The organism is Micromonospora terminaliae (assembly GCF_009671205.1).
GTDB classification, from domain to species: Bacteria; Actinomycetota; Actinomycetes; order Mycobacteriales; family Micromonosporaceae; genus Micromonospora; species Micromonospora terminaliae.
In genome coordinates this window covers 701,180-727,096 of record NZ_CP045309.1, presented here as the reverse complement: position 1 = coordinate 727,096, position 25,917 = coordinate 701,180, and the positions used below count along the sequence as shown (strand labels likewise).

The window sequence follows — 25,917 nt, the reverse complement described above, 5'->3', positions numbered from 1 at the left end:
TCCCTGATTGGTAACAGTGCTCTACGAGTTGTGTCAATGTGTTGTCATGACATCCGTGCTCTGCGCTCCGTGATCGCTTCGGTACAGTGGCGCGCATCAGCACGCCCGATCCCGCTCAGCCGCAGCGAGGAGGTTTCCGTGACCGGTCCCGAGATCGCGGTCGACCGCAGCAGCCCGGTCCCGCTCTACTTCCAGGTCGCGGAGCAGTTCGCCGCGGCGATCCAGCGCGGTGAGCTGGCCCCGGGCGACCGCCTGGACAGCGAGTTGCAGCTTGCCGACCGGCTGGGGCTGTCCCGGCCCACTGTGCGGCAGGCCATCCAGCATCTCGTCGACAAGGGACTGATCATCCGCCGGCGCGGCGTGGGCACCCAGGTCGTCCGCGGTGAGGTCCGGCGGGCCGTCGAGCTCACCAGCCTGCACGACGACCTGGTCCGGGCCGGCCAGCGGCCGTCCACCTCGGTGCTGGAACTGGCCACCGTGGCCTGCCCACCGGCGGTCGCCGCGGCGCTCGGCGTGCCACCCGGCGGCGAGGTGCAGCACCTGCGCCGGCTGCGCTTCTCCGACGGGGAGCCCCTGGCGCTCATGGAGAACTGGCTCCCGGTCGACCTGCCACGGATCACCATGGCGGCGTTGCAGGCCGACGGTCTCTACGCGATCCTCCGCGCCGGAGGACGGCGGATCCGGGGCGCCAGCCAGCGGATCGGCGCCCGGGCAGCCACCGCTGCCGAGGCGCAGATGCTCGGCGAGCGGCGCGGCGCACCGCTGCTCACCATGACCCGTACCGCCTACGACGACCAGGGCCGCTACGTCGAGCACGGCGCGCACATCTACCGGGCCAGCCGCTACTCCCTCGAGGTGACCGTCGCCGAGCGGTGACGGTGGATGTTTCGCGCTCATTTCAGTGACAGGTATTTACGTCGTCAGGCTGTCATGACATTGTGGCCGCAAGCACCGCCGGCGGCGGACCTGCGGCCGACGGGGCGACCCGTGAGTCTCTTCGAAGTTCCTCCTTGCGAAGGGAAACAGCCCATGTCAGCCAAGCCGAGACGCGCCGCCGGCGTGCTCGCCGCGTTCACCGCCGTCGCCCTCGCCGCCACCGCCTGCGGTGGCTCGGACGAGCCCGCCGGCAAGGACGCCAAGAACATCACCCTCACCATCTCCGCCAACTCGATCGTCGGCGGGAAGAACTCCGCGGGCGCGGAGTGGATCGAGAAATGGGTCATCCCCAAGTTCGTCGAGGCGCAGAAGGCCAAGGGCGTCACCGCCAAGGTGACGTTCGTGCCCAGCGGCGTCGACGACGAGCAGTACAAGACCAAGCTGGCCCTCGACCTGCGCTCCAAGGGCGGCGCCGACGTGATCGCCGTGGACGGCATCTGGGTCGGTGAGTTCGTCCAGGCCGGCTACCTCAAGCCGCTGTCCGACATCGCCGGAAACCAGGTCGACTCCTGGGAGGGCTGGTCCCAGATCCCGGAGACCGTGCAGGGTCTCGGCTCGTTCGAGGACAAGCGCTACGGCGTCCCGCTCGGCACCGACGGCCGGGTCCTCTACTACAACAAGAAGCTGTTCGCCCGGGCCGGCCTGCCCGCCGACTGGCAGCCGAAGAGCTGGCAGGAGATCCTCGACGCCGGCGCGAAGCTCAAGGCGCTGCCCGGGGTGACGCCGATCCAGATCAACGCCGGCACCGCGATGGGCGAGGCCACCTCCATGCAGGGCGCCCTGCCGCTGCTGGTCGGCGCGGGCGGCGAGATCTACAAGGACGGCAAGTGGGCCGGCGCCACCCAGCCGGTCAAGGACATGCTCGACTTCTACACCAAGATCTACGGTGGCGGCCTGGGCGACCCGAAGCTCCAGCAGGAGGCCAAGGGGCGGGACAAGTCGTTCGCCGAGTTCGCCGCCGGCAAGATCGGCATCCTCGGCGAGGGCGACTACTTCTGGCGCAGCGTCGTGAACCCGAAGGACGGCATCGCCAAGATGGCCGACCGGGACACCACCGTCGGGTACGCGATGATCCCCGCCAAGCAGCCCGGCGCCGGCATCCGCGGCCAGGACTTCGTCAGCATGTCCGGCGGCGGCGTCCGGGTGCTCAATCCCAACTCCAAGTTCCCCGCCCAGGCGTGGGAGCTTCTGGCGTTCATGTCCTCGGCGGAGGCGGTCAAGGCGGAACTCGCCGGCGCCGCCCGGATCACCGCGCGGACGGACGTCAACAAGGAGGTCCTCGCCGCCGACCCGATGCTCAACTTCGTCGCCGAGAAGGTGCTGCCGCTCACCGCGTACCGGCCGCCGCTCGCGGTGTACCCGCAGGTGTCGGTGGCGCTCCAAGAGGCGACCGCCGCCGCCACGGCGGGCAAGAGCGCCGACGAGGCGGCCGCCGCGTACCAGAAGAAGGTCGAAGGGTTCGTCGGTGGTCCAGGTAACGTCACCTCCTGACGAGGTGGTCGAGGGAGTGCGCCCGGTTCCGGGCGCCTCCCCGGCCCCCGACGCCGCCGGCCTCGGCCGGGCCCGGGCCACCGGTTTCCTCGTCCCGGCCATGGTGCTCATCCTGGTCTTCCTCGTGGTGCCGGCCGCCTGGACCATCTACCTGGGCGTGACCAACTACCGGCTGACCGGCCTGGCGGCCGCCCACCCCGAGGTCGTGGGCCTGGACAACTACACCCGCGCCCTCGGCGACGAGCGGTTCCGCACCTCCCTGCTGCTGACCCTGCAGTTCGTGCTCGGCTCGGCGGTGATCGGCCAGGCCGGGCTCGGCTTCGCCATCGCGTTCGCGCTGCGCGACCGGCGCGGCCCGTTGCGCCGGGTGGTCGAGGGGTTCGTCCTGCTGTCCTGGATCCTGCCCAGCTCGGTGGTCGCGTTCCTGTGGATCGCCCTGCTGGACCGCGACGCCGGCACGCTCAACGCGCTGCTCGGCATCCCCGGGACGGCGTGGCTGCTGGACCACCCGATGCTGTCGATCATCGTCTTCAACACCTGGCGCGGCACGGCGTTCTCGATGATGCTCTACGCCGCCGCGCTGGAGAACGTCCCGCGCTCGCACCTGGAGACCGCCCGGCTGGCCGGCGCCTCGACCTGGCAGCAGCTGCGCGACGTGGTGTTCCCGCGCATCCGCGGGCACGTGCTGACCAACCTGCTGCTGATCAGCCTGTGGACGTTCAACGACTTCGCGCCGTTCCTCATCACCGCGGGCGGGCCCGAGCAGCGCTCCGAGATCCTGCCGGTCTACGTCTACAAGGTGGCGCTCTCCGGCGGTGAGCTGGGCTTCGGCGCCGCCATCTCGTTCGTCATGCTGCTGATCAACCTGGTCATCGCGCTGATCTACCTGCGCATGCTGGGCCGGCGGAAGGAGTCGGCGTGACCACCGACACGGCGCCCGCGCCCACCACCGAGGCGGCCCGGTCCACGGTCGCCGTACGCCACGTGCTCGCCCAGGTCGGCCGCTACACGTTCCTCTGCCTCGTGCTGGGCTTCTTCGCGCTGCCGCTGCTGTGGCTGGCCACCGCCCCGTTCGACGACACCCCGACCGTCACGGCCTCGCTGCCGCGGTTCACCCTGGACAACTTCCGCGCGCTGCTCGACAACCCGTACGCGCTGAGTTCGCTGCTCAACTCGGTCTACCTGGCGGCCGGCACCGCCCTGCTCGTGGTGACGTTCGCGGCGCTCGCCGCGTACGCGCTGAGCCGGGTCCGGGTACCGGGCCGCGACGCGCTGCTCTACGGCCTGCTGCTGCTGTCGTCGATCGTCACCGGCACCGCCACCATGGTGCCGCTGTTCGAGCTGGCCTTCCGGCTCAACCTCATCGACTCCCGGCTGGGCGTCATCCTCATCCTCAGCGGCGGGCTGCTGCCGGCGGCCATCTTCATCCTCAAGGACTTCATGGACTCCACCCCGACGTCCTACGAGGAGTCGGCCCGGGTCTTCGGCGCCAGCCCGTTGCAGATCATGCGGCACATCGTGGTGCCGCTGGTCCGCCCGGGCCTGGCCACCGTCGGGGTCTGGGCCGTGGCCAACGTCTGGGGCAACTTCCTCGTGCCGTTCCTGCTGCTGCGCGGGCCGGACAAGGCACCCGCCGCAGTGATCATGTACACGCTCTACACCGAGGGCGGGCAGGCCGACCTGCGGCTGCTCTCCACCTTCTCCCTGCTCTACTCGCTGCCGGTGGCGCTCATGTTCGTCTTCGTCAGCAGCCGGTACGGGTTCCGCTTCCACGGAGGGATCAAGCGCTGATGTCCGCCATCACGATGCGCGAGCTGACCAAGGTCTACCCCGGCGGGGTACGCGCCCTGGACGCCCTCGACCTGGAGATCGCCGACGGCGAGTTCTTCGCCCTGCTCGGGCCGTCCGGTTGCGGCAAGACGACCCTGCTGCGCACCATCGCCGGCCTGGAGGTCGCCTCCGGCGGCAACGTGCGGATCGGCGAGCGCGACGTCACCAACCTGCCGCCGGGCAAGCGCGACGTGGCCATGGTCTTCCAGGACTACGCGCTGTTCCCGCACATGACCGTGCGGGACAACATCGCCTACCCCCTGCGGATCAAGAAGGTCGACCGGCGCAGCCGGGGCAGCAAGGCCGCCGACACCGCCGACGAGCTCGGCCTGTCCGGGCTGCTGGAGCGCCGGCCCGGGCAGCTGTCCGGCGGCCAGCAGCAGCGCGTCGCCCTGGCCCGGGCGATGGCCTGCCACCCGCAGGTGTTCCTGCTCGACGAACCGCTGTCCAACCTCGACGCCCGGCTGCGGCTGGAGGCCCGCACCTTCCTCAAGCGTCTCCAGCGGGAACTGGGCGTCACCACCGTCTTCGTCACCCACGACCAGGCCGAGGCGCTGGCCCTGGCCGACCGGATCGCCGTGATGGAGGGCGGCCGGATCCGCCAGGTCGGCACCCCCACCGAGGTGTTCCGCCGGCCCGCCAACACCTTCGTGGCCGGCTTCATCGGCTCCACCCCCATGAACCTGATCGACGCCCGGGTGCGCGGCGACGAACTGGCCGTGGCCGGCGCCCGGCTGCCGCTGCCCGACGGCGCGCGCGAACAGGTCACCGACGGCGAACGGCTGGTCTACGGCATCCGCCCCGAATACCTCGACTACTCCCCCACCGCGGTCCCCGGCGCCCTCACCGGCGAGGTCGTCGTCGTGGAGAACCTGGGCAGCGTCTCCCTGGTCTCGCTGGACGTGCCGAGCGACGACACCGGGGCGAGCGACGACGCCCCGGCCGGCGACGACACCGGCGCGGGCCGGACGAGCGTGCAGGTCGTGGTGCCCGAGGGCGGCGAACCCGAACCGGGCGACACCGGCTGGGCGGTGCCCCGCCCCGGCCGCTCGCTGCTCTACCGGGACGGGAACCTGGTCACCGCCGCGGCCGGCGTACCGGCCCCACGCGCCGACGCCACCGTGCGGAGCTGACCGTGGTCGTGCACCGCGGCAGGTGGACGCTGCAGGACCGGGCCGACGAGGTGCTGCGCGCCCTGCCGGTCCCGGTCCCGCCGGGCACCGCCGCACTCACCGTCCGGCTGGACTATCCCCGCGAGGCCGGGGTGCTCGACCTGGGCTGCGTCGGGCCGGACGGGTTCCGCGGCTGGTCGGGCGGCGCCCGGGACGGCTACACCGTGGCCGCCGACTGGGCCACCCCCGGCTACCTGCCCGGCGAGCTGGAGCCCGGCGAGTGGCAGGTGCTGCTGCGGCTGCACCGCATCCCGCCCGACGGGCTGGCCTACGAGGTCACCGCCACCACCAGCACCACCCCGCCGCCCGCGCCACCCGCACCGGCGCAGCCACCGCGCCCCGACCGCCCGCCCCGCCGCGACCTGCCCACCGTCGACGGCCGGCGCTGGCTCGCCGGCGACCTGCACGCGCACACCGTGCACAGCGACGGCAGCCAGACCATCGACGAGCTGGCCGCGCTCGCCGCGGGCCGCGGCCTGGACTTCCTCGCCGTCACCGACCACAACACGGTCAGCCACCACCCGTGGCTGCCGGCCGCCTCCGACCACTACGGCATCACCCTGCTGCCCGGCCAGGAGGTGACCACCGACCGGGGGCACGCCAACGTGTTCGGCCCAGTGGGCTGGGTGGACTTCCGCCGCCCGCCGGACGAGTGGCTCGCGGCGGCCCGGCGCGAGGGCGGGCTCATGTCGGTCAACCACCCCCTCGGCGGCGACTGCGCCTGGCGGCAGCCGCTGACCGAGCGCACCACGCTGGTCGAGGTCTGGCACTCCGGCTGGTGGGACCGCACCTGGGGCGCCCCGCTGGCCTGGGCGCGCGCCTGGCGGCCGGACGTCGTGGCGATCGGCGGCAGCGACTTCCACCGCCCCGGCGACGACGCGCCGCCCGGCTCCCCCACCACCTGGGTGCTCGCCGACCGCGACGGCGCACCGGGCGACGCCCTGCTGGACGGGCTGCGCGGCGGCCGTACCGCCATCTCGGCCGACCCCGGCGGGCCGCTGCTGCTGCGCCTCGGTGACGAGCTGCTGGCGCTCGACGCCGACGGCGCGCTGCTGGCCTACCCGGACGGCCGGCACCGGCTGGTCCGCGGCGACCGGTGCCTGCTGCCGGCCGGCGACGGGCTGCACGTCCTGGAGTCCCACCGCATGGAGGTGATCGCACTGTGCAGCTGACCGCACGGACGCGGGTGGCCGGCGCTCCGGTCAACTACGGCATCTACCAGCCCACCGGCGCACCGGTCGGCCCCGACGAGCTGCTCGCGGCGCTGGCCCGCGACGGCTACACCGGCGTGGACTCCGGGCCGATCGGCTACCTGGGCACCGGCGAGACCCTCGCGCGCCGGCTGGCCACGGCCGGCATCGGGCTGGCCGGCGGCTGGGTCGACCTGCGCTTCGCCGACCCCGCCGGCTTCGCCGAGGACCTGGCCCAGCTCGACGCTGCGCTCGACGTGTTCACGGCCGCACCGGTCGACGACGCCCGGTTCGCGCCCCGGCCCACCCTGGCCTGCCCCGGCAACCCGGGCCGGATGGCCCGCCCGGGCACCCCGACCGACCTGGCGTCGGCGCTGCCCGCCGCAGCCTGGCCGGACTTCGCCGCCCGGGTGCAGCAGGCCGCCGACCGGTGCCGCGAGCGCGGCCTGGAACCGGTGTTCCACTACCACCTCGGCACCGACGTGGAGACCGAGGCGGAGGCCGACCGCCTGCTCGAACTGACCGACATCGCCGTCTGCCTGGACACCGGGCATCTGGCGCTGGCCGGCGGCGACCCGGTGGCCGCCGTACGCCGCTGGGCCGGCCGGATCGGCCAGGTGCACCTGAAGGACGCCGACCTCGCCGCCCACGCGCGGGCCCGGGCGGCCGGCGGGGGCCTCATGGACGTGGTGGCCGCCGGCGGCTTCTGCGCCCTGGGCCGCGGCGACGTCGACTTCGCCGGGGTGTTCGCCGCTCTCGACGACATCGGCTACACCGGCTGGCTGGTCGTCGAGCAGGACGCCCCCGAGGGCGGGGACCTCGACCGGATCCGCGCCGACCAGCACGACAACCGGCGGTGGCTCGAGGAGGCGCTGCGATGACCGAGCCGGGCAAGCGGATCCGGATCGCGGTGGCCGGGCTGGGCATCATCGCCCGCACCGTGCACCTGCCGCTGCTGCAACGCCGGAGCGACCTGTTCGAGATCGTCGCGCTGGCCGACCTGTCCCCGTCCCGGATGACCGAGCTGGGCGAGCGGTACGGCGTCGAGCCCGCCCGCCGCTACGCCGACGCGGCGCGGATGGTGACCGACGGCGGCTGCGACGCCGTGCTGCTGGCCACGTCCGGCTCGCACGGGGACCTGGCCGCGCTGGCGCTGCGCGCGGGCCTGCCCGTGCTGTGCGAGAAGCCGCTGGCCTACACGCGCGCCGAGACGGCCCGGCTGGCCGAGCTGGGCGCCGGCAGCCCGGCGCTGATGGTCGGCTACATGAAGCAGTACGACCCGGCCGTGGCCGAGGCCGCGCGGCTGCTGGCGGAACTCGGCGGCCCGGAGCGGGTGCACGCCGTGGAGGTGACCGTGCTGCACGCCGGCGGCGACCGGCAGCTGCGCTTCGCCAACCTGCCACCGTCCGCCGGGGACGTGCCGGCCGAGGAGGTGGCCCGCTTCTCCGCCGCCGACCGCGCGCTGCTCGACGCGGCCGTCGGCACCGACCCGGGCGCCCGCGCGCTCTACCAGATCCTGATCAACAGCATCTCGCACGACCTGTCCCTGCTGCGGCTGTTCACCGGGGCACCGGCCACCGTGGAGCAGGTCGCCACCTGGCCGCTCACGCCGGACGGCCCGGCCGAGCCGTCGGTGGAGATCAGCGGGCGGCTGCCGGACGGCGCCCGCTACGGCATCCGGTGGCTCAACCTGCCGGACTATCCGGCCTACCGCGAGACGGTCACCCTGCACCACGCGCGCGGCTCGCTGGAGCTGGTGTTCCCCTCGCCGTACCTGCTGAACGCGCCGACCACGCTGACCGTGGTGGACGAGCACGGCGGCGGTGAGCGGCGGGCCGCGTACCGGTCGGTGACCGAGGCGTTCGAGCAGGAGCTGGTCGCGTTCCACGCGATGGTCACGGCGGGCGCCGCGCCGCTCACCGGCATCGCCGAGGGCGCGGCCGACGTACGGACCAGCCAGCAGGTGGTACGCCGCTACGGGGAGCTCACCGGGGCGGCGATCGGCGGAGAGGCGGCGAGCTGATGACGCGACCGACCGAGATCATCGTGGTGCCACACACCCACTGGGACCGGGAGTGGTACGAGCCGTTCCAGCGGTTCCGGCTGCGGCTCGTGGCGCTGCTCGACGACGTGTTCGACCGGATGGAGCGCGACCCGCGGCAGCGGTTCACCCTCGACGGGCAGCTCGCCGCGGTCGACGACTACCTGGAGGTCCGCCCGGAGCGGCGGGAGCAGGTGATCGAGCTGGTCCGGGCCGGACGGCTGTCGGTGGGCCCCTGGCAGATCCTGCTCGACGAGTTCCTCTGCTCCGGCGAGAACATCGTGCGCAACCTGGAACGCGGGCTGGCCCGCAGCGCCGACCTGGGCGGCGCCATGCCGGTCGGCTACCTGCCCGACATGTTCGGCCACATCGCGCAGATGCCGCAGATCCTGGCGGGCGCCGGGCTGGCCCACGCCTGCGTGTTCCGGGGTGTGCCGGAGCGGGTGCACCGGCACGCCTTCGCGTGGCAGGCGCCGGACGGCACCACGATCCGCACGCAGTACCTGCCCGGCGGCTACGGCAACGCCGCCGCGCTGATGGAGAACGCCGGGCAGGTGACCCGCCGGGCCGGTGACCTCGCCGACCGGCTCGCCGGCTGGCGCCCGGCCGGCGACGACACCCCGGTCCTGGCCATGTACGGCACCGACCACGCCGCGCCGGCCCCGGACGCGCCCGACCTGCTGGCCACCGCGGACGTCCCCGGCACCCGGCTCCGGCTGGGCACCCTCGCCGAGTACTTCGCCACCCAACCGGCCACGGTCGACGGCCTGCCCGTCGTGCGCGGCGAGCTGCGCTCGCACGCCCGGGCCAACATCCTGCCCGGCGTGATCTCCGTCCGCGCCCACCTGAAGCAGGCCATGAACCGCGCCGAGCGGCGCGTCGAGCGGTACGCCGAACCGCTCGCCGCGCTCACCCACGACGGGTCCGTGCAGCGCTTCCTCGACATGGCCTGGACCCGGCTGATCGACGCGAGCTGCCACGACTCGGTGACCGGCTGCGGCTGCGACGAGACCGCCGAGCAGGTGGCCGCCCGGCTCGCCGAGGCCGACCAGCTGGGCCGCGCGGTCTGCGACCTGGTCGGCGCGCGGCTGTCGGCCGCCGTGCCGCGGGACGGCTACCTGCTGTTCAACCCGACCCCGGCGGCGCGTACCGCCCTGGTGTGCCTGGACGTGGCGCTGCCCGACGACGGCGGCGTGGCGCTCGCCGACGCCGCCGGGCGCAGCGTGGCCACCCAGGTCCTCGACCGGGGCCGCACGCTGCTCGCCGACGACGTGGTGCCGGCGGCCGACCTGCCGGCCGTGCTCACCCGGGTGCACGGGCGGGAGCTCTACGGCCAGGAGGTGACCGCCTGGTCGGTGTCGCCCGAGGACGCCACCCTCACCTTCCACGTGGCCCGGCACGGCGATCCGGCCTTCGACGTCGAGGACGTGCGACTGGCGCTCGCGGCCGCCGGCCCGGCCGACCGGTGGCGGGTACGCATCCTCGCCGCCGCCCGGGCCACCGTCGCCGCCCTGGTCGACGTGCCGCCGCTGGGGCACACGGCGGTCCGGCCGGCGCCGCTCCCGGCGACCGGCACGCCCGCGTCGGACCCGGTGACGGCGGCCGGCCGCAGCCTCGACAACGGCCTGCTCCGGGTCGACGTCGCCGAGGACGGCACCCTGGCGCTGTCCACCCCGGACGGGGTGACCGTGGACGGGGTCGGCCGGATCGTCGACGGGGGCGACGTGGGCGACAGCTACAACTACGCCCCGCCGGCCGCCGACGAACTGGTCGACAAGCCGCGGGCGGTGCGTACCGTGGTGCGCCACGACGGGCCGCTGGTGGCCGTCCTCGACGTGGTACGCGAGTACCGCTGGCCGGTGTCCGCGGACGTCGACGCCGGCTCCCGCGCCGTGGACCGGGAGCCGATCATCGTGACCACCCGGGTCGAGCTGCGCCGCGGTGAGGCCTTCGTCCGGCTGCGCGTCGAGTTCGACAACCGCTGCGACGACCACCGGGTCCGGCTGCACCTGCCGCTGCCGTCGCCGGCCGACACCTCGTACGCCGAGGGGCAGTTCGCCGTCGTGGCGCGTGGCCTGACGGCCGAGGGTGGTGGCGGCGAGGTGCCGCTGCCCACGTTCCCGGCCAACGGGTTCGTGGCCGCGGGCGGGCCGGACGGCGCGCTCGCCGTGCTGCTGACCCAGCCCACCGAGTACGAGCTGACCGACGCCGGCCGCGAGCTGGCGGTCACGGTGCTGCGGTCGATCGGGATGCTGTCGCGCAACCGGCACGCGCTGCGCGACGAGCCCGCCGGTCCGCAGCTGCCGACGCCCGAGGCGCAGTGCCGCGGCCTCCGCACCGTCGAGCTAGCGGTGCTGCCGTACCGGGGCGCCTGGCACGAGGCCGGGGTGGTGGCGGCGGCCGAGGCGTACCGGCACGAGCTGTTGGCGTTCCCCGGCACCGCCGACCCCGCCACGGCGCTGCCCGCGCCGGCGGCCGGGCTCTCCGTCGACGGTCCCGGGGTCGCGCTGACCAGCGTGCGGGACCGGGCCGGCCGCACCGAGGTACGCGTGGTGGCGCAGACCCCGGTCGACACCACGGCCGTGCTCGGCGGCGCGGCGGTCCGCGGGGCGTGGCGGGCCGACCTGCTCGGCCGGACCGGCGAGCCGCTCACGGTCGACGGGGACGGCCTGGTCCGGCTGCCGCTGCGGGCCTGGGAGATCGCGACGGTGCAGCTCGACCTGACCTGAGTGCGTCGGCGTGTGACCGGCCGGGCTCAGGCGCGGCGCGGAACGGCGTTGTCGACGTCGAGCAGCCCGGCGTCGACAACGGCCCGGCTCAACGGCCGGGTCAGTTCGGTGAGCCGGGCGCACCCCTCGGCGACGAGCACCTCGTACGCGGGCGTGGCGAGCCGGTCGGTGGCCGCCTCGAGCCACGCGCGCTGCGCCCGTCCGCGGTCGGTCAGGGTCGGCTCGTCGCCCTCGACCAGCCCGCGCCCGCGCAGCCGCTCGGCCGCGTCCGCCCACTGCTCGCCGGTCCACCCGCGCGTGCGGCGCAGGAAGCGGACCGGCACCTCGCCGGAGGCGGCGTGCAGCACCAGCGCCTCCAACCCGGTCAGGCCCGCGAGCACCAGGGCGGCCACGTGCCCGTCGCCGCGGAACTCCCGCAGGACCGTCTGGGCCTGCCAGAGGACCAGGTGCGGCTGGTCCGGCCAGGGCAGCGCGGCGTGGGCGGCGGACAGTGGCCGTCCCTCCGGGCGGGCGGTGGCCGACTCGGCGGCGTGCCGGGCCAGCTCGGCGGCCTCGGCCACCTCCGGGGACCGCACCGCGTCGCCGAGCGCCCGGGTCAGGGCCGCGTCGGCGGCGTCCCGCCGGGCGGCCAGCACGGCGGCCGGCGTCGCCCGCTCCCAGGCGGCCGGGAACACGCGGGCCACCAGGTCCGGGCTGAAGTTGAAGAAGGTGGCCACCACGGGGCCGGGGCCGACCGGGCCCAGGGCGGCCGCACGGGAGGCGAAGTAGCCGGCCGGCGCGGGGAGGCCGAGGGCGGCGTACCGCTCGTGCGCCTCGGGCACGAAGTAGATCATCGCGTGCAGTGGCTCGGTCACCCGCCAGGCGCGGCGCACGAGGGCCGGATCGAGCGCCGCCGGCTGCTGGGCGCCCGGATCCGCCAGCGCTGTCAGGTCCGCCATGTCACTGCCTTCCGCCGAGGACGTTACCGACGGGTAGGTTCCCATGCCGGCGGCGGCCTGTCACCAGCCGGGTGCGAACGCTGCCTGATGGGTTCTTCTCCTCAGGTCACCGGCGTGTTCTCATACCGGGACGACGATGTCGCGGACCGGCCGGCGGGCGACCCCCGTCCACTCCGGTCGGTGGCTCCATCCCGGCGAAAGGTGCAAGGATGCACAGAAGATCCACCTTCCAACTGGCGGTCCTGACCGCGACCGCGGCGACGTTCCTGGCCTCCGGCGGCGCATCGGCGGCGGCGGTCACGGCGGCGCTCGCGACCGCCTCTCCCGGCGTCGCGGCGTGTGCACCGGGCGCCGAGGGGCACAGCGCGGCGCGCGTGGCCGAGGGCGCCACGGCCAAGGAACCCGAGCTGTACTCCAAGAACGAGGCGAACGCCTACGGCGTCATCAAGGACTCGCCGCGCCTGCCCAACGGCAGCGTCACCATCCCCACGGTCTTCCACATGGTCTCCGACCACGCCCTCAGCGCGGCCGAGACGACCCGGTGGAACACCCTCATCGCGGCCCAGATGAAGGTGCTCAACGACTCGTTCGCCGGCCAGACGGCGGCCAACGCCTCCGACACGCCGTTCCGGTTCTCTCTCGTGAACACGACGTGGACCGTGAACAGCGACTGGTACACGGTCGTGCCCGGCAAGAACGAGCGCGACATGAAGCAGGCGCTTTACACCGGTGACGCCCGCACCTTGAACGTGTACGCGGCCAACATCGGCGGCGGCCTCCTCGGCTGGGCGTACTTCCCGAAGGGCTACAACAACGGCCGGGACTACATCGACGGCGTCGTGATGCTCGACGAGTCGATGCCGGGCGGTACGGCGGGCAAGTACGCCCTCGGCGACACGCTGACGCACGAGGTGGGGCACTGGCTGATGCTGGAGCACACCTTCGCGCACGGGTGCTCCGCCTCCGGCGACTACGTCGCGGACACCCCGCGTGAGGCGGCGCCCCAGTTCAACTGCCCGGTCGGCGCGGACACCTGCACCGCACCCGGGCTGGACCCGATCCACAACTTCATGGACTACACGCAGGACTCCTGCATGGACATGTTCACCGCCGGACAGGCGGACCGGATGAGCGACGCCTGGGTGGCGTTCCGGTCCGGCGGCGGCAAGCAGTAGCACCGACCCGGGGGGGTCGACGGGCCGCTGGTCAGCGGTCCGTCGGCCCCCTTCGGTGTACGACGCCGCGAAATGCCGCCCGGCGTCCGCGCCCCGCCGGGGCCGGTGCCCGATGCTGGGGCGGTGACAGAGCCCGCCCGCAGGTCAGGAAGGTCGTCCCCGTTCGGTGTGGAGCGGGATCCCTCGCGGGTCGTGTCGTTCAGCGACGCGGTGATCGCCATCGCCGTCACGCTGCTCGTCCTGGAGATCCGCCCGCCGCGGGACAGTGGGCACCTGCTGCACGGCCTCGTCACGCTCTGGCCGTCCTACCTGGCCTACGTCGTCACGTTCATGTTGATCGGCCAGGTGTGGGCCAACCACCACGTCATGTTCGACCAGATCCGTACCGCCGACCGGGCGGTGCTGTTCCTCAACACGGTGCTGCTCATGGACATCGCGTTCCTGCCCTTCGCCGCCTCGGTGCTGTCCCAGGCGTTCCGCGACGGGCAGGGCGAGCGCGTCGCCGTCGCCCTTCACGGCCTCACGTTCGAGCTGGCGGCCGTCCTGTTCAACATCATGTGGGCGTACGTGCGCCGGCACCCCCGGCTGCTCGTGAGCACCCTCGATGCCGCGGGCGCCGTGGCGATCGGCCGGCGCTTCCGGCTCGCCCTCGGCTGGATCGCCGCCGGGACGCTGCTGGGCGTCCTGGTGCCCGCCCTGGGGGTCGCGGTGATCGCCGCGTTCATCCCGTTCTACTGGCTGCCCATCCGGGGCGAGACCGATCGGGCGCGACTGCGCCGGGGCCGGCCCGGCCCGGCGTGACCACCCGTGTCGGACGGGACTCACCCGGCCGGTGCCGAAGTTCCGAAACGTCCCGAACCGCCGGTGTCACGCGCTCATCATGACAACGAGTCAGGACGACGAGACGGACGCGAGAGCCGGGAGGCAACGACATGAGGCGTCGACGGAGCAGGCGGCGGTCGCTGCTGCAGGCAGCGGTGATCTCCATGACGGCACTGGTGGGGGCAGTGGCGGTGGTGCGTGCCGGGCGCCGGCAGGCCCGGAAGGACGGTACGTCCGGCCTCCCGGTCTGGCGAGGCGGCACGGAAACCGGCATTCCCTCGTTCGACGCGGCTGCCCCGGGCCGCCGGGACGGCGCCGCGCCGGCGGTCCTGAGCCGTTCGGCGGACTGAGGCCGCTATTTGACCTTGCGGGTCGAGCGGGCCACGATGCCGTCGTACTCGGGGTGCTTCTCCAGCCAGCCGCTCAGGAAGGGGCAGATCGGCACCACGGTCCGCCCCTTCTCCCGCGCGTCGTCCATGACCGCGCGGGCCAGGAGCGAGCCCACACCCTGCCCCTCGAACTCCGGGGCGACCTCGGTGTGGGTGTAGGCGATGATGCTGCCGGTCAGCTGGTAGGTGACCAGGCCGGCCGTCGTGCCCGTCTCGTCCCGCGCCTCGAACCGTTCCCGCTCAGGGGCGTCCGTCACCGTGAAAGCCATCCCGCCATCCAACCACGCCCCGGCGGGCTCCACCGCCGATCGTGACCACGACGACAGCCGGCCCTGGACAGCTACAGTTAACAAACCTAATAATTGTGCATCCGTCGATGTCTCCGACGACCCACCCCGTACCGGGAGGACCGGATGCACCGCACCGCCCGTACCCCCTTCCTGGCCGCTCTCGCGGCGCTCGCCACCGCCGCCGCGGCGACCGTCGCGTTCGCCGGTCCGGCGCTGGCCGCCGGCCCCACCGCCACCTTCGTGAAGACCTCCGACTGGGGCAGCGGCTGGGAGGGCAGGTACACCATCACCAACGGCGGCGCCGGCACCATCACCGGCTGGCAGGTCGCCTTCACCCTGCCGGCCGGCACCACCCTCGGCTCCTACTGGGACGCCACGGTCAGCAGCGCCGGGCAGCGTCACACCTTCACGAACCGGTCGTGGAACGGCACGATCGCCCCGGGCGCGTCGGTGTCGTTCGGCTTCCTCGCCACCGGGTCCGGCTCACCCACCGACTGCACGCTCAACGGCGCCCCGTGCGGCGGCGGCACCCCGACCACCCCGCCGACGACCACCGCGCCACCCACCACCGCACCGCCCACGACGCCTCCGCCGACCACGCCCCCGCCCACCACGCCACCGCCGACGAACCCGCCGCCCTCCGGCGGCCTGCCGAAGCACGCGTTGATCGGCTACCTGCACACCAGCTTCGCCAACGGCTCCGGCTACGTGCGGATGGCCGACGTGCCCGCCGACTGGGACGTGATCAACCTCGCCTTCGGCGAGCCCACCTCGGTCACCTCCGGCGACATCCGCTTCCAGCTCTGCCCGGTCGCCGAGTGCCCCGGCGTCGAGAGCGAGGCGGAGTTCACCGCCGCCATCCGGGCCAAGCAGCAGCAGGGCAGGAAGGTGCTGCTGTCCATCGGCGGCCAGAACGGCCAGGTGCAGCTCACCACGACCGCCGCCCGGGACACCTTCGTCCGCTCGGTGTCCGCGATCATCGACCGGTACGGCCTCGACGGGCTGGACATCGACTTCGAGGGCCACTCCCTCTACCTGAACGCGGGTGACACCGACTTCCGCAACCCCACCACCCCCGTGGTCGTCAACCTGATCGCGGCGATCCGGACCCTGAAGCAGCGCTACGGTGCCGGCTTCGTCCTCACGATGGCCCCGGAGACGTTCTTCGTGCAGCTCGGGTACCAGTTCTACGGATCCGGACCGTGGGGCGGGCAGGACCCGCGCGCCGGGTCGTACCTGCCCGTGATCCACGCCCTGCGCGACATCCTCACGGTGCTGCACGTGCAGGACTACAACTCCGGCCCGATCGTCGGGCTGGACAACCAGTACCACACCATGGGCGGCGCGGACTTCCACATCGCGATGACCGACATGCTGCTCGCCGGCTTCCCGGTCGCCGGGAACGCCAACGCCGTGTTCCCGGCGCTGCGGGAGGACCAGGTCGCCTTCGGCGCGCCGTCGTCGACCAGCGCCGGCAACGGCTACGTCGCCCCGGCCGGCGTGCAACAGGCGGTCACCTGCCTGGTCAAGGGCCAGAGCTGCGGCGGCTACGCGCCGCGCAGCGGCACCAACCCGGGCTTCCGCGGCCTCATGACCTGGTCGATCAACTGGGACCGGTACTACGGCTGGGAGTTCCGCCTCCAGCACGGCCCGTTCCTGAAGGCCCTGCCCTGACCCCACGCGGGTCGCCGAATTCCTGAAAAGGATTCGTCGAAAATCAGAAAAGGAAGGGAGCGCCTGCTCCCTTCCACTTACAACATATATCGCACCTGGGGGCTTGCGGCAAGACCCCGGTCGTGCCGCAGAATCACCGGCCTGAGCCAGCAACCTGCGAAAACGGGGTGCCGGAATGGCGCCGGTGATCCGGCGGCACCGCCGCGGCCCCAGATCGGAAATGGTGCGTTGAATCCCGTGACCAGCAGCGTGTTCAACCTTCCCGACCGTCTCGCCGCCAAGGCCGATCCGGCGCTGATCGCCCGCGACGAGGCGCACTTCGCGGCCATGGCGGAGAACCTCGAGCGGGTGGCCGCCGACCTGTCCGACCGACTCGACGCCGCCCGCCGGGCGCCCGGCGGCAAGGGCCGGCAGGCGTCGGACCGGGACATGGAGGTCCGCCGGCTGGCCACCCGGCTGCGCACCCTGCGCCGCTACGGCGTGGACCTGTGCCTGGGACGCATGGTGGGCGCGGACGCCGGCGACCCCGTGTACATCGGCCGACGTGGCCTCACCGACAGCGAGGGTCGCCGGCTGTTGCTCGACTGGCGCTCCCCCGCGGCCGAGCCGTTCTTCGGCGCGACCCACGCCAACCCCATGGGCCTGGCTAGCCGCCGCCGGTACCGCTGGACCCAGGGCCGGATCACCGACTACTGGGACGAGGTGTTCACCTCCGACGGGTGGGAGGGGCACGCCGCGCTCGACGACCAGTCCGCCTTCATCGCCAGCCTGGGCGGCAGCCGGTCGAACCGGATGCGGGACGTGCTCGGCACCATCCAGGCCGACCAGGACGCCATCATCCGGGCGGGCTCCCGGGGCGCTCTGGTCGTGGACGGCGGCCCGGGCACGGGGAAGACCGTCGTCGCCCTGCACCGCACCGCGTACCTCCTCTACGCCGACCCGCGCCTCAACCAGCGGCGCGGCGGCGTGCTGTTCGTCGGTCCGCACCAGCCCTATCTCGCCTACGTGGGCGACGTCCTGCCCAGCCTCGGCGAGGAGGACGTGCAGATCTGCACCCTGCGCGACCTCGTCCCCGAGGGCGCGGCGGCGACCGTCGAGACCGACCCGGACGTGGCGCGCCTGAAGTCGTCCGCGGACCTCGTGACGGCCGTCGAGGCGGCCGTCCGGTTCTACGAGGAGCCACCGGCCACGGGGCTGACGGTCGCCACCGACGACGCCGACATCCGGCTGAGCGCCGACGACTGGGCCGCGGCGTTCGACGCACCGGACCCCGGCACCCCGCACAACGAGGCGCGCGACCAGATCTGGGAGGAGTTGCTCACGATCCTCACGGACCGGTACGACGGCGACGAACCGGCGGAGCGGCTCCGCCGGTCCCTGCTGCGCAACCGGGAGCTGCGCAGCGCCTTCAACCGGGCGTGGCCGGTGCTCGAAGCGACCGACCTCGTGGGCGACCTGTGGTCGGTTCCCGCGTACCTGCGCAGGTGCGCGCCCTGGCTCAGCCCGGAGGAGGTCCGGACGTTGCAGCGGCCCGACGCCCAGGCCTGGACGGTGTCCGACCTGCCGCTGCTGGACGCGGCACGGCAGCGGCTCGGCGACCCGGAGGCGGCCGGGCGCCGGCACCGGCGCGAGGCCGCGGTGGCCGCCGAACGCACGCGCATGGCCACGGTGGTCGACGAGCTGATCGAGGCCCACGCCTATGACGACGGCGAAGGCGTCCTGTCCAGCCTGCGCCAACTGGATCTCCAGGACGCCCTCGTCGACGCGGCCGCGCTGCCCAGCGCCACGCCGGACGTGCTCGCCGGCCCCTTCGCGCACATCGTCGTGGACGAGGCGCAGGAACTGACCGACGCAGAGTGGCAGATGCTGCTGCTCCGGTGCCCCTCCCGGAGCTTCACCATCGTCGGGGACCGCGCCCAGGCCCGGCACGGGTTCACCGAGTCGTGGCGGGAGCGCCTCGAACGGGTCGGGCTCGACCGGGTCGACCTGGCCACCCTGACCATCAACTACCGGACGCCGAAGGAGGTCATGGCGGAGGCCGAGCCGGTCATCCGGGCCGTGCTCCCGGACGCCAACGTGCCGACCTCGATCCGCGGCGGCGTCCCCGTCGTCCACGGATCGGTCGCCGACCTGGGCTCGGTGCTCGACGGCTGGCTCGCCACGCACGCCGACGGCGTCGCCTGCGTCATCGGCGACCCCACGTTCGAGGCGACGTCCCGCGTACGCTCGCTGACCCCCGAGCTGTCGAAGGGGCTCGAGTTCGACCTGGTCGTCCTCGTCGACCCGGAGGATTTCGGCCACGGCATCGAGGGAGCCGTCGACCGCTATGTCGCCATGACCCGGGCCACCCAGCAACTCGTGGTCCTCACCAGTTCCTGACCGCTGAGCCCGGGAGTGGCCGCCGCGCGTGTAGGTCGCCGCAAAGCGGGTACTCCCGGGCGCTCAGCCGCCCGCGCCGATGTGTCAGGGGGATGTGTGTTCGCCAATCCCGAGGAACTGCAGCGTTACCTCACCAACGAGGACGTGAAGTTCGTCGACGTTCGTTTCTGTGACCTGCCCGGCGTGATGCAGCACTTCAACCTGCCGGTCGAGTCGGTCGACGACAGCCTGTTCACCGACGGCCTCGCGTTCGACGGTTCGTCGATCCGCGGCTTCCAGACGATCCACGAGTCGGACATGCTGCTGCTGCCGGACGTGGCGAGCGCGTTCATCGACCCGTTCCGGGCGCAGAAGACCCTCGCGCTGAACTTCTTCATCCACGACCCGTTCACCCGTGAGGCGTACTCGCGGGACCCGCGCAACGTGGCGAAGAAGGCCGAGGCGTTCCTGGCGGCGAGCGGCATCGCCGACACCGCCTACTTCGGCGCGGAAGCGGAGTTCTACATCTTCGACTCCATCCGCCACGAAACCTCCGCGCACCAGTCGTTCTACTACATCGACTCCATCGAAGGCGCCTGGAACTCCGGCCGCGAGGAGGAAGGCGGGAACCGGGGCTACAAGACCGCCTACAAGGGCGGCTACTTCCCCGTCCCCCCGGTGGACCACTACGCCGACCTGCGTGACAGCATCGTGCGCCGCCTCGTCGACACCGGCTTCACCGTCGAACGCTCCCACCACGAGGTCGGCACCGCCGGCCAGTCGGAAATCAACTACAAGTTCTCCACCCTGCTGCACTCCGCCGACCAGCTCCAGCTGTTCAAGTACATCGTCAAGAACGAGGCCTGGGCCAACGGCAAGACCGCCACGTTCATGCCCAAGCCCCTGTTCGGGGACAACGGCTCCGGCATGCACACCCACCAGAGCCTCTGGCTCAACGGCGAACCGCTGTTCTACGACGAGACCGGCTACGCCGGCCTGTCCGACACCGCCCGCTGGTACATCGGCGGCCTGCTGCACCACGCCCCCTCCCTGCTCGCCTTCACCAACCCCACCGTGAACTCCTACCGCCGGCTCGTGCCCGGCTTCGAAGCCCCGGTCAACCTGGTCTACTCCCAGCGCAACCGCTCCGCCTGCACCCGCATCCCCGTCACCGGCAGCAACCCCAAGGCCAAGCGCGTCGAGTTCCGCGTCCCCGACCCGTCCAGCAACCCGTACCTGGCGTTCTCGGCGATGATGATGGCCGGTCTGGACGGCATCAAGAACAAGATCGAACCCCCGGCGCCGATCGACAAGGACCTCTACGACCTGCCCCCGGAAGAATGGGGCGACGTCAAGCAGGTCCCCGGCAGCCTGCCCGCCGTCCTCGACGCGCTTGAGACCGACCACGACTACCTCCTCGACGGCGACGTGTTCACCCCCGACCTGATCTCCACCTGGGTCTCCTGGAAGCGGGCCAACGAGGTCGACCCCGTCCGCCTGCGCCCCACCCCGCACGAGTTCGCCCTGTACTTCGACTGCTGACCCGCCCGCGGGTCAGCGGATGCCGTGGGACTGGAGCCACAGCTCCAGCAGGCCGAGCTGCCAGAGCTTGTTGCTGCCCGCGGCGGCCTGGGCCCGGTCCGGTTCGGCCAGCAGCTCGGCGACGTACCCGGGCCGGAAGAGGCCACGCTCGCGGGCGGCCGGCGCGGCGAGGGCCTCCGCCACGAGATGCCGCACCGGTCCGTCGACGTTGCGCAGGGCCGGCACCGGGAAGTAGCCCTTGGGCCGGTCGACCACCTCGGCGGGCAGGGCCTCCCGGGCCACCTCCTTGAGGATCCCCTTGCCGCCCTGCGCGACCTTGTGCTCCGGGGGGCAGGCGGCAGCCAGAGTCACCAGGTCCTGGTCCAGGAAGGGGGTACGCACCTCCAGCCCCCACGCCATGCTCATGCTGTCCACCCGCTTCACCGGGTCGTCGGGCAGCATCAGATGGGTGTCCAGGCGCAGCACCGCGTCGAGCGCGGTGTCCGCACCGGGCGCGGCCAGGTGCCCGGCGAGCAGCTCGCGGCTGGCGTCGTGGTCGCAGGCGTACGCCGGGTCAACCACCTGGTCCAGTTCCGCGTGCGTGCGGTCGAAGAACGCGGCGGCGAACGCCTCGGCCGCATCGTCCCGGGGCACCCCCGTGAGGGGCTGGTGGTAGGCGTAGCCGGCGAACACCTCGTCGGCGCCCTGGCCGGACTGTGCCACCTTGACGTGCCGGGCCACCTGCTCGGAGAGCAGGTGGAACGCGACGACGTCGTGGCTGCCCATCGGCTCCGTCATCGCCTCGATCGTGCGGCGGACCGCCGGCTCCAGGTCGTCGTCACCGAGCTGGATGCGGTGGTGATCGGTGCCGAAGGTGCGGGCGACGAGGTCGGAATAGTGGAACTCGTCGCCGCTCTCGCCGCCCCGGCTGTCGAACCCGATGCTGAACGTCTGCAGGTGGTGCTGCCCGGCCTCGGCGAGCAGGGCCACGATCATGCTGGAGTCCAGCCCGCCGGAGAGCAGCACACCGACCGGCACATCGGCCACCAGCCGCCGCCGCACGGCGGTACGCAGCGCGTCGCCGACCGCGGCCTGCCAGTCCCGCGCGTCCATGCCGGCATGTGCCGCGTCACGCTGGTAGTCGGGCCGCCAGTACACCCGTTCGCGGCTGCGCCCGTCGGCCTCCACCACCCGCACGGTGGCCGGCGGCAGCTTGCGGACGCCGCGCAGGATGGTCCGGGGCGCCGGCACGATGGAGTGCCAGGACAGGTAGTGGTGCAGCGCCACCGGGTCGATGCCGGTGTCGACGTCGCCGGCGGCCAGCAGCGCCGGCAGGGTCGAGGCGAACCGCAGCCGCCCCGGGGACTCGGCGAGGTAGAGCGGCTTGATGCCGAGCCGGTCCCGGGCCAGCACCAGCCGGCGCCGTGCCCGGTCGACCAGCACGACCGCGAACATCCCCACGAGGTGGTCGACGAAGTCCTCGCCCCATTCCGCGTACGCCACGAGGATGACCTCGGTGTCGCTGGTCGAGCGGAAGGTGTGCCCGGCCTCCCGCAGTTCCTCACGCAACCGCGGGTAGTTGTAGATGCAACCGTTGAACACCAGGGCGAGGCCCAGATCGTCCCGGACCATCGGCTGGGCGCCGGCGTCGGAGAGGTCGATGATGGTCAGCCGGCGGTGCCCGAGGGTGATCCACCCGTCGTTCCACCGGCCTTCCCCATCGGGCCCCCGGGATCGCATGGCCTCGCTCATCCGGAGCACCGCGTCGCCGTCCGGCACGGACCCGTCGAATCGCGCCTCACCGCTGATCCCGCACATCCTCAGGGCACCTCCTCTGGCCTGCCGGAAGACGCTTGCCCGTCACCGCCGGACCGGGTGGACGGCCCCATGAGAGGCCGCGACTACCCGATACACCGGTGACAAAACGGACTCCGGAGGGTGATCTCGGCGTCGGGCTCCGGCGAGCGGGTGGGGGTCAGGGTGCTCCGTGCAGGACGGCGACCGCCACGCCGAGGCCGCCGGCCGCGGTGGCGAGCGTGACCGCGGCCAGCCAGGGCCCGGACGGGCGGGCCGAGCCCGGCGGGGCCGGGGCGTCGGAGGACGGGAGCCGCCGGCGCAGCGCCGCCGCGACGACGACCAGGGCCGTCGCCCCGCTGAGGGTGGCGGCCAGGAAGACCCATCCGCCGTGGTGCGGCAGGAGGAAGCGGCCGGCCGCGGCCGCCGCCACGACGAAGGCCGCCGCGGTACGCCGCCACGCCAGCACGGTCCGCTCCACCTGCAGGCCGCCGTCGTCCAGGCGTGCCGAGCCGGGGGCGTTCACCGGACGAGACCCAGCAGGAGCAGGACGGCGACGAGCGTGAGGCCCGCGCCGACCGGCACGACCAGCAGCGGCGGCGGGAGGCTCCGGCCCAGGCGCAGGGCGATCTCGGTGCGCGTCCAGCCGAACCACGCCTGGGCCGGTGCGGCGGCGCCGAGCAGGATCAGCACGATCGCCGCCGCCCGGCGCATCCCGGGCACCATCGGCAGGTTCACCGCCTCCAACGCCACGCCGGCGGCCACGAGCGCCAGGGACGTGCGGATCCACGCCAGGAACGTGCGCTCGTTGGCCAGGCTGAACCGCGGGTCCGGGTCGCTGCCCCGGCCGAAGACGCGGCGCGGCCACCGGGCCGGAACGTCGCGCCTCACCATGCCGCCACTCCCTTGCCGATCGCGATGACGCTTCCCGTGAGGGCGAGCGCCAGGACCCACCGCCGGGTGGCGGTCTCCGGCAACCACCGCTCCAGGTAGTGCCCGCCGCCGATCCCGGCCAGCATCGCCGCGCCGCAGGCCAGCAGCAGGCGCCACGACAGGACCGGGGCGCCCTTCGCGGCGAGCGACAGCACGTTCGTCACGAGGCCGACGAGCTGGACGGTCGGGACGAAGCTCCGGTGCTCCCAGCCGGTGCTGACGGCGTAGACGGCGAGCGGCGGCCCGCCCGTGCCAGCCGTGGTGTTGAAGAAGCCGGACGCGAACCCGGAGGCCACCGCCCCACCGCGGTGCCGGAGGAACGGCATGCTCCGGCCCACCGCCACCCACGTCACCGATCCCGCCGTGATCAGGCCGATGCCGACGAGCAGGACCCGGCCCGGCAGCTCCCGGACCACCCAGACGCCCAACGGCAGGGCCAGGACCACACCGGCGATCATCTGGACGGCCACGCGGCGCTGCAGCGCCCGCGCGGTCACGCACAGCACGATCAGGTTGATCACGGCGGAGAGCAGGTTGGCCAGCGTCACCCCCGAGAAGGGGCCGAGGATCACCACCAGGAACGGGGCGGCGACCAGGGCGAAGCCCAGGCCGGTCGCCCGCTGCATGGTGGCGCCCAGCGCGACCGCGCCGACCGCGAGCAGGTCGCCGACGGGGGCCATGTCAGCGCGACACGGCGTCGTCAACCACGTCGGCGAGGCGGCGCAGCCGGTCGACCGAGATCGTGCGCAGGTCGTCGGCCATGGTCGGGCTGCCGACCACCGAGGCCCAGACGGCCCGGCCGGCGAGGAAGCCCGAGGCGCCGGCCCGGCAGGCGAGCCGCACGGCGTCGGGGAACACCTCCGCCGGTACGCCGGAGGACAGCACCACCCACGGGCTGCTGATCACCGACGACAGCGCGGCGCACCCGGCGGTGATCTCGTCCGGTGTGCCCTTGCCGTGGGTCGGCACCTCCGACTTGTAGAGGTCGGCGCCGAGGTCGCCCAGCTCGCGGGCCGCCGCATGGATTCCCGCCTCGTGGTCGTACGCGCCCCCGTCGCGCGGGCCACGGGACACGGGCTCGATGATGCTCACCAGCCCCGCCTCGCGGCAGCGGGCGACGAAGTCGGTGACCAGGGCGATCCGCGGTTCCGGGGCCTCGTCCGGCCGGTAGAGCACCAGGAGCTTGAGGGCCTTCGCGCCCTCCTTGCGCACGGTCACGGGGTCGACGTCCGGGTCGATCGCCACGTCGGCGACGAACTCGGTGGCGCTCGGGGTGAACGCGTCGGCCGCCGCGATCAGGGCGCACGACGGGTCGACCGCGTTCTCCGCGACCACGGCGTCCCAGCCGAACTGCTTGTCGACGAGGATCGCGGACGCGTACGGGCTGAGCGCCCGTGCCGCGTCCACCTTGAAGGCGGTCAGCTGCGCGTCGGTCACCGGCTCCGGCTGGCGCGCGGCGAACATGGCCCGCAGGGCCTCGCGCTGGTCGACGGCGAGCATGGCGTAGCCGCCCGACGGGCGGGCGAGGATCGAGGGGTCGGCGGTCACTGTTCCTCCAACGCGGGAGCGGCCGGTCCGCCGCCGCAGTCGGCGACGTTGAGGCGCTGAGATCAAAAGATGTTAGAAAACTACCATCCCCTGTTAGTAGGAGAACAAGGGCTAGACTACCGACGTGTCAGTGGAAGCCATGCGCTACGACGGCGCCCCGCAGCGGCGGACGCACATCATGGCCGCGCTCCGCCGGGCCGGCTTCCTCTCGGTTGCCGACATCAGCGCCCAGCTCGGCGTCTCCCAGATGACGATCCGCCGCGACCTGCGGCGCCTCGCCGAGAGCGGCGAGGTCCTGCTGGTGCACGGCGGCGTAAGCCTCCCGCCGGGCGGCGTCGGCGGCCCCGGCTACGCGTCCCGCGCGCTCAGCCACGCCGGCGCCAAGCGGGCGATCGGCGCCGCCGCGGCCCGCCTGGTCCAGCCCGGGGACACGATCGGCGTCGACAGTGGCACGACCACGGCCGAGGTGGCTCACGCGCTGCCTGAGGACTTCGACGGCTGCGTGATCACCCATTCCGTTCCCGTACTGGCCCACATGCTGTCCCGGCCCAGGTCACGGGTCATCGGGATCGGCGGCGAGCTGCTGCACGACAACCAGGCGATGGTGGGCTTCGCCGCCCTGGACCTAGTCCGGCGCATGCGCGTGCGCCTGCTCTTCCTGGGCGCGAGCGCGGTCGACGAGCGGGGCGCGTACGTGCGCTCCGAGGTCGAGCTGAGCGCCAAGCACGCGCTCATGGACATCGCCGACGAGGTCGTGCTGCTCGTCGACGCGAGCAAGCTGACGGCGACGGCCCCGGTCCAGGTGTGCGGGTTCGACCGCATCGACACGCTGGTCGTCGACGGTCCGCTGCCCGACGCGGTGGCCGCGGCCGCGCGCCGCACGGGCACCCGCGTCGTCACCGCGTAGGTCGACTCAACCCCCGCTCGGGAACCGCCCGCAATACAGCGGACTCCCGCCCTCGAACCTGCCCGGGTGAGGCATAAGCACCTTTCGCGCCGTCTCAACTCGCCGTCTTTCTTGTTTCGTGGTCTTGACGTCTCGGTGAAATGCGTTCAACACTGCATGCAGATCTCGTCGACGTGAGA

General features: G+C 73.1%; 22 protein-coding genes. 15 read left to right on the top strand and 7 right to left on the bottom strand.

The window, feature by feature from the left end; genetic code table 11:
- Nucleotides 1-138 precede the first annotated feature (138 nt).
- The 9 genes from GCE86_RS03375 (at nucleotide 139) to GCE86_RS03335 (ending at nucleotide 11,389) form a co-directional block, all read left to right on the top strand.
- The gene (locus GCE86_RS03375) at nucleotides 139-876 is read left to right on the top strand and encodes a GntR family transcriptional regulator (protein WP_244317165.1); all 738 of its coding nucleotides are present in this window, start codon (nucleotides 139-141) and stop codon (nucleotides 874-876) included.
- Nucleotides 877-1,029: 153 nt separating this feature from the next.
- Nucleotides 1,030-2,427 (top strand): extracellular solute-binding protein, encoded by a 1,398-nt coding sequence (locus GCE86_RS03370; RefSeq protein ID WP_154225543.1) that lies wholly within the window; start codon nucleotides 1,030-1,032, stop codon nucleotides 2,425-2,427.
- Nucleotides 2,402-3,349 (top strand): carbohydrate ABC transporter permease, encoded by a 948-nt coding sequence (locus GCE86_RS03365; protein WP_204343258.1) that lies wholly within the window; start codon nucleotides 2,402-2,404, stop codon nucleotides 3,347-3,349. The genes GCE86_RS03370 and GCE86_RS03365 overlap by 26 nt, the downstream gene beginning before the upstream one ends.
- On the top strand, nucleotides 3,346-4,218 hold the full coding sequence (locus GCE86_RS03360) for a carbohydrate ABC transporter permease (RefSeq protein WP_204343259.1): 873 nt from the start codon (nucleotides 3,346-3,348) through the stop codon (nucleotides 4,216-4,218). The genes GCE86_RS03365 and GCE86_RS03360 overlap by 4 nt, the downstream gene beginning before the upstream one ends.
- Nucleotides 4,218-5,390, top strand: a complete 1,173-nt coding sequence (locus GCE86_RS03355; RefSeq protein WP_154225542.1) for an ABC transporter ATP-binding protein — start codon at nucleotides 4,218-4,220, stop codon at nucleotides 5,388-5,390. Before GCE86_RS03360 ends, GCE86_RS03355 begins: the two co-directional genes overlap by 1 nt.
- A 2-nt stretch (nucleotides 5,391-5,392) precedes the next feature.
- Nucleotides 5,393-6,601, top strand: coding sequence for a CehA/McbA family metallohydrolase (locus GCE86_RS03350; RefSeq protein ID WP_204343260.1), 1,209 nt, complete (start codon nucleotides 5,393-5,395; stop codon nucleotides 6,599-6,601).
- Nucleotides 6,592-7,500 (top strand): sugar phosphate isomerase/epimerase family protein, encoded by a 909-nt coding sequence (locus tag GCE86_RS03345; RefSeq protein ID WP_204343261.1) that lies wholly within the window; start codon nucleotides 6,592-6,594, stop codon nucleotides 7,498-7,500. Before GCE86_RS03350 ends, GCE86_RS03345 begins: the two co-directional genes overlap by 10 nt.
- A complete protein-coding gene (locus GCE86_RS03340; RefSeq protein ID WP_154225541.1) occupies nucleotides 7,497-8,642 on the top strand; it encodes a Gfo/Idh/MocA family protein in 1,146 nt (381 codons plus the stop codon). The genes GCE86_RS03345 and GCE86_RS03340 overlap by 4 nt, the downstream gene beginning before the upstream one ends.
- Nucleotides 8,642-11,389 (top strand): glycoside hydrolase family 38 N-terminal domain-containing protein, encoded by a 2,748-nt coding sequence (locus tag GCE86_RS03335; RefSeq protein WP_154225540.1) that lies wholly within the window; start codon nucleotides 8,642-8,644, stop codon nucleotides 11,387-11,389. The genes GCE86_RS03340 and GCE86_RS03335 overlap by 1 nt, the downstream gene beginning before the upstream one ends.
- Before the next feature lie 26 nt (nucleotides 11,390-11,415).
- Here GCE86_RS03335 and GCE86_RS03330 read toward each other — a convergent pair whose 3' ends face one another.
- Nucleotides 11,416-12,327 carry an SCO6745 family protein gene (locus GCE86_RS03330; RefSeq protein ID WP_239543408.1) on the bottom strand — a complete coding sequence of 304 codons (912 nt, stop codon included), beginning with the start codon at nucleotides 12,325-12,327 and terminating at the stop codon, nucleotides 11,416-11,418.
- Between the two features lie 209 nt (nucleotides 12,328-12,536).
- Between GCE86_RS03330 and GCE86_RS03325 the strand changes: the two genes are divergently transcribed.
- Together GCE86_RS03325 and GCE86_RS03320 are read left to right on the top strand one after the other, a co-directional pair.
- Nucleotides 12,537-13,502 carry a zinc metalloprotease gene (locus tag GCE86_RS03325; protein WP_154225539.1) on the top strand — a complete coding sequence of 322 codons (966 nt, stop codon included), beginning with the start codon at nucleotides 12,537-12,539 and terminating at the stop codon, nucleotides 13,500-13,502.
- A gap of 192 nt (nucleotides 13,503-13,694) precedes the next feature.
- Nucleotides 13,695-14,303: a TMEM175 family protein gene (locus GCE86_RS03320; RefSeq protein WP_244317163.1), complete on the top strand. Its 609-nt coding sequence runs from the start codon at nucleotides 13,695-13,697 to the stop codon at nucleotides 14,301-14,303.
- Nucleotides 14,304-14,679: 376 nt separating this feature from the next.
- Here the strand turns inward: GCE86_RS03320 and GCE86_RS03315 are convergent, their stop codons facing one another.
- Complete coding sequence (locus GCE86_RS03315) at nucleotides 14,680-14,982, bottom strand: GNAT family N-acetyltransferase (protein ID WP_154225537.1); 303 nt, start codon at nucleotides 14,980-14,982, stop codon at nucleotides 14,680-14,682.
- Between the two features lie 144 nt (nucleotides 14,983-15,126).
- Here GCE86_RS03315 and GCE86_RS03310 point away from each other — a divergent pair, with 144 nt between their 5' ends.
- From GCE86_RS03310 to glnA, 3 genes are all read left to right on the top strand, one after another.
- Nucleotides 15,127-16,677 carry a chitinase gene (locus tag GCE86_RS03310; protein WP_154225536.1) on the top strand — a complete coding sequence of 517 codons (1,551 nt, stop codon included), beginning with the start codon at nucleotides 15,127-15,129 and terminating at the stop codon, nucleotides 16,675-16,677.
- Nucleotides 16,678-16,914: 237 nt separating this feature from the next.
- Nucleotides 16,915-19,056, top strand: coding sequence for an RNA polymerase recycling motor ATPase HelR (gene helR / locus GCE86_RS03305; protein WP_208818065.1), 2,142 nt, complete (start codon nucleotides 16,915-16,917; stop codon nucleotides 19,054-19,056).
- A 96-nt stretch (nucleotides 19,057-19,152) separates the two neighbouring features.
- Complete coding sequence (gene glnA, locus GCE86_RS03300; RefSeq protein ID WP_154225534.1) at nucleotides 19,153-20,577, top strand: type I glutamate--ammonia ligase; 1,425 nt, start codon at nucleotides 19,153-19,155, stop codon at nucleotides 20,575-20,577.
- Between the two features lie 12 nt (nucleotides 20,578-20,589).
- Here glnA and GCE86_RS03295 read toward each other — a convergent pair whose 3' ends face one another.
- The 5 genes from GCE86_RS03295 to GCE86_RS03275 form a co-directional block, all read right to left on the bottom strand.
- Nucleotides 20,590-22,374 (bottom strand): N-acetylglutaminylglutamine amidotransferase, encoded by a 1,785-nt coding sequence (locus GCE86_RS03295; RefSeq protein ID WP_154225533.1) that lies wholly within the window; start codon nucleotides 22,372-22,374, stop codon nucleotides 20,590-20,592.
- 157 nt (nucleotides 22,375-22,531) lie between these two features.
- Nucleotides 22,532-22,876 (bottom strand): DUF202 domain-containing protein, encoded by a 345-nt coding sequence (locus GCE86_RS03290; protein ID WP_163636970.1) that lies wholly within the window; start codon nucleotides 22,874-22,876, stop codon nucleotides 22,532-22,534.
- The gene (locus GCE86_RS03285) at nucleotides 22,873-23,244 is read right to left on the bottom strand and encodes a YidH family protein (RefSeq protein ID WP_154225531.1); all 372 of its coding nucleotides are present in this window, start codon (nucleotides 23,242-23,244) and stop codon (nucleotides 22,873-22,875) included. The genes GCE86_RS03290 and GCE86_RS03285 overlap by 4 nt, the downstream gene beginning before the upstream one ends.
- Nucleotides 23,238-23,963 carry a sulfite exporter TauE/SafE family protein gene (locus tag GCE86_RS03280; RefSeq protein WP_154225530.1) on the bottom strand — a complete coding sequence of 242 codons (726 nt, stop codon included), beginning with the start codon at nucleotides 23,961-23,963 and terminating at the stop codon, nucleotides 23,238-23,240. Before GCE86_RS03280 ends, GCE86_RS03285 begins: the two co-directional genes overlap by 7 nt.
- A gap of 1 nt (nucleotide 23,964) precedes the next feature.
- Nucleotides 23,965-24,831 (bottom strand): hypothetical protein, encoded by an 867-nt coding sequence (locus GCE86_RS03275; protein WP_280116435.1) that lies wholly within the window; start codon nucleotides 24,829-24,831, stop codon nucleotides 23,965-23,967.
- A gap of 124 nt (nucleotides 24,832-24,955) precedes the next feature.
- Here GCE86_RS03275 and GCE86_RS03270 point away from each other — a divergent pair, with 124 nt between their 5' ends.
- Nucleotides 24,956-25,738, top strand: coding sequence for a DeoR/GlpR family DNA-binding transcription regulator (locus GCE86_RS03270; RefSeq protein ID WP_154225529.1), 783 nt, complete (start codon nucleotides 24,956-24,958; stop codon nucleotides 25,736-25,738).
- Nucleotides 25,739-25,917 lie beyond the last annotated feature (179 nt).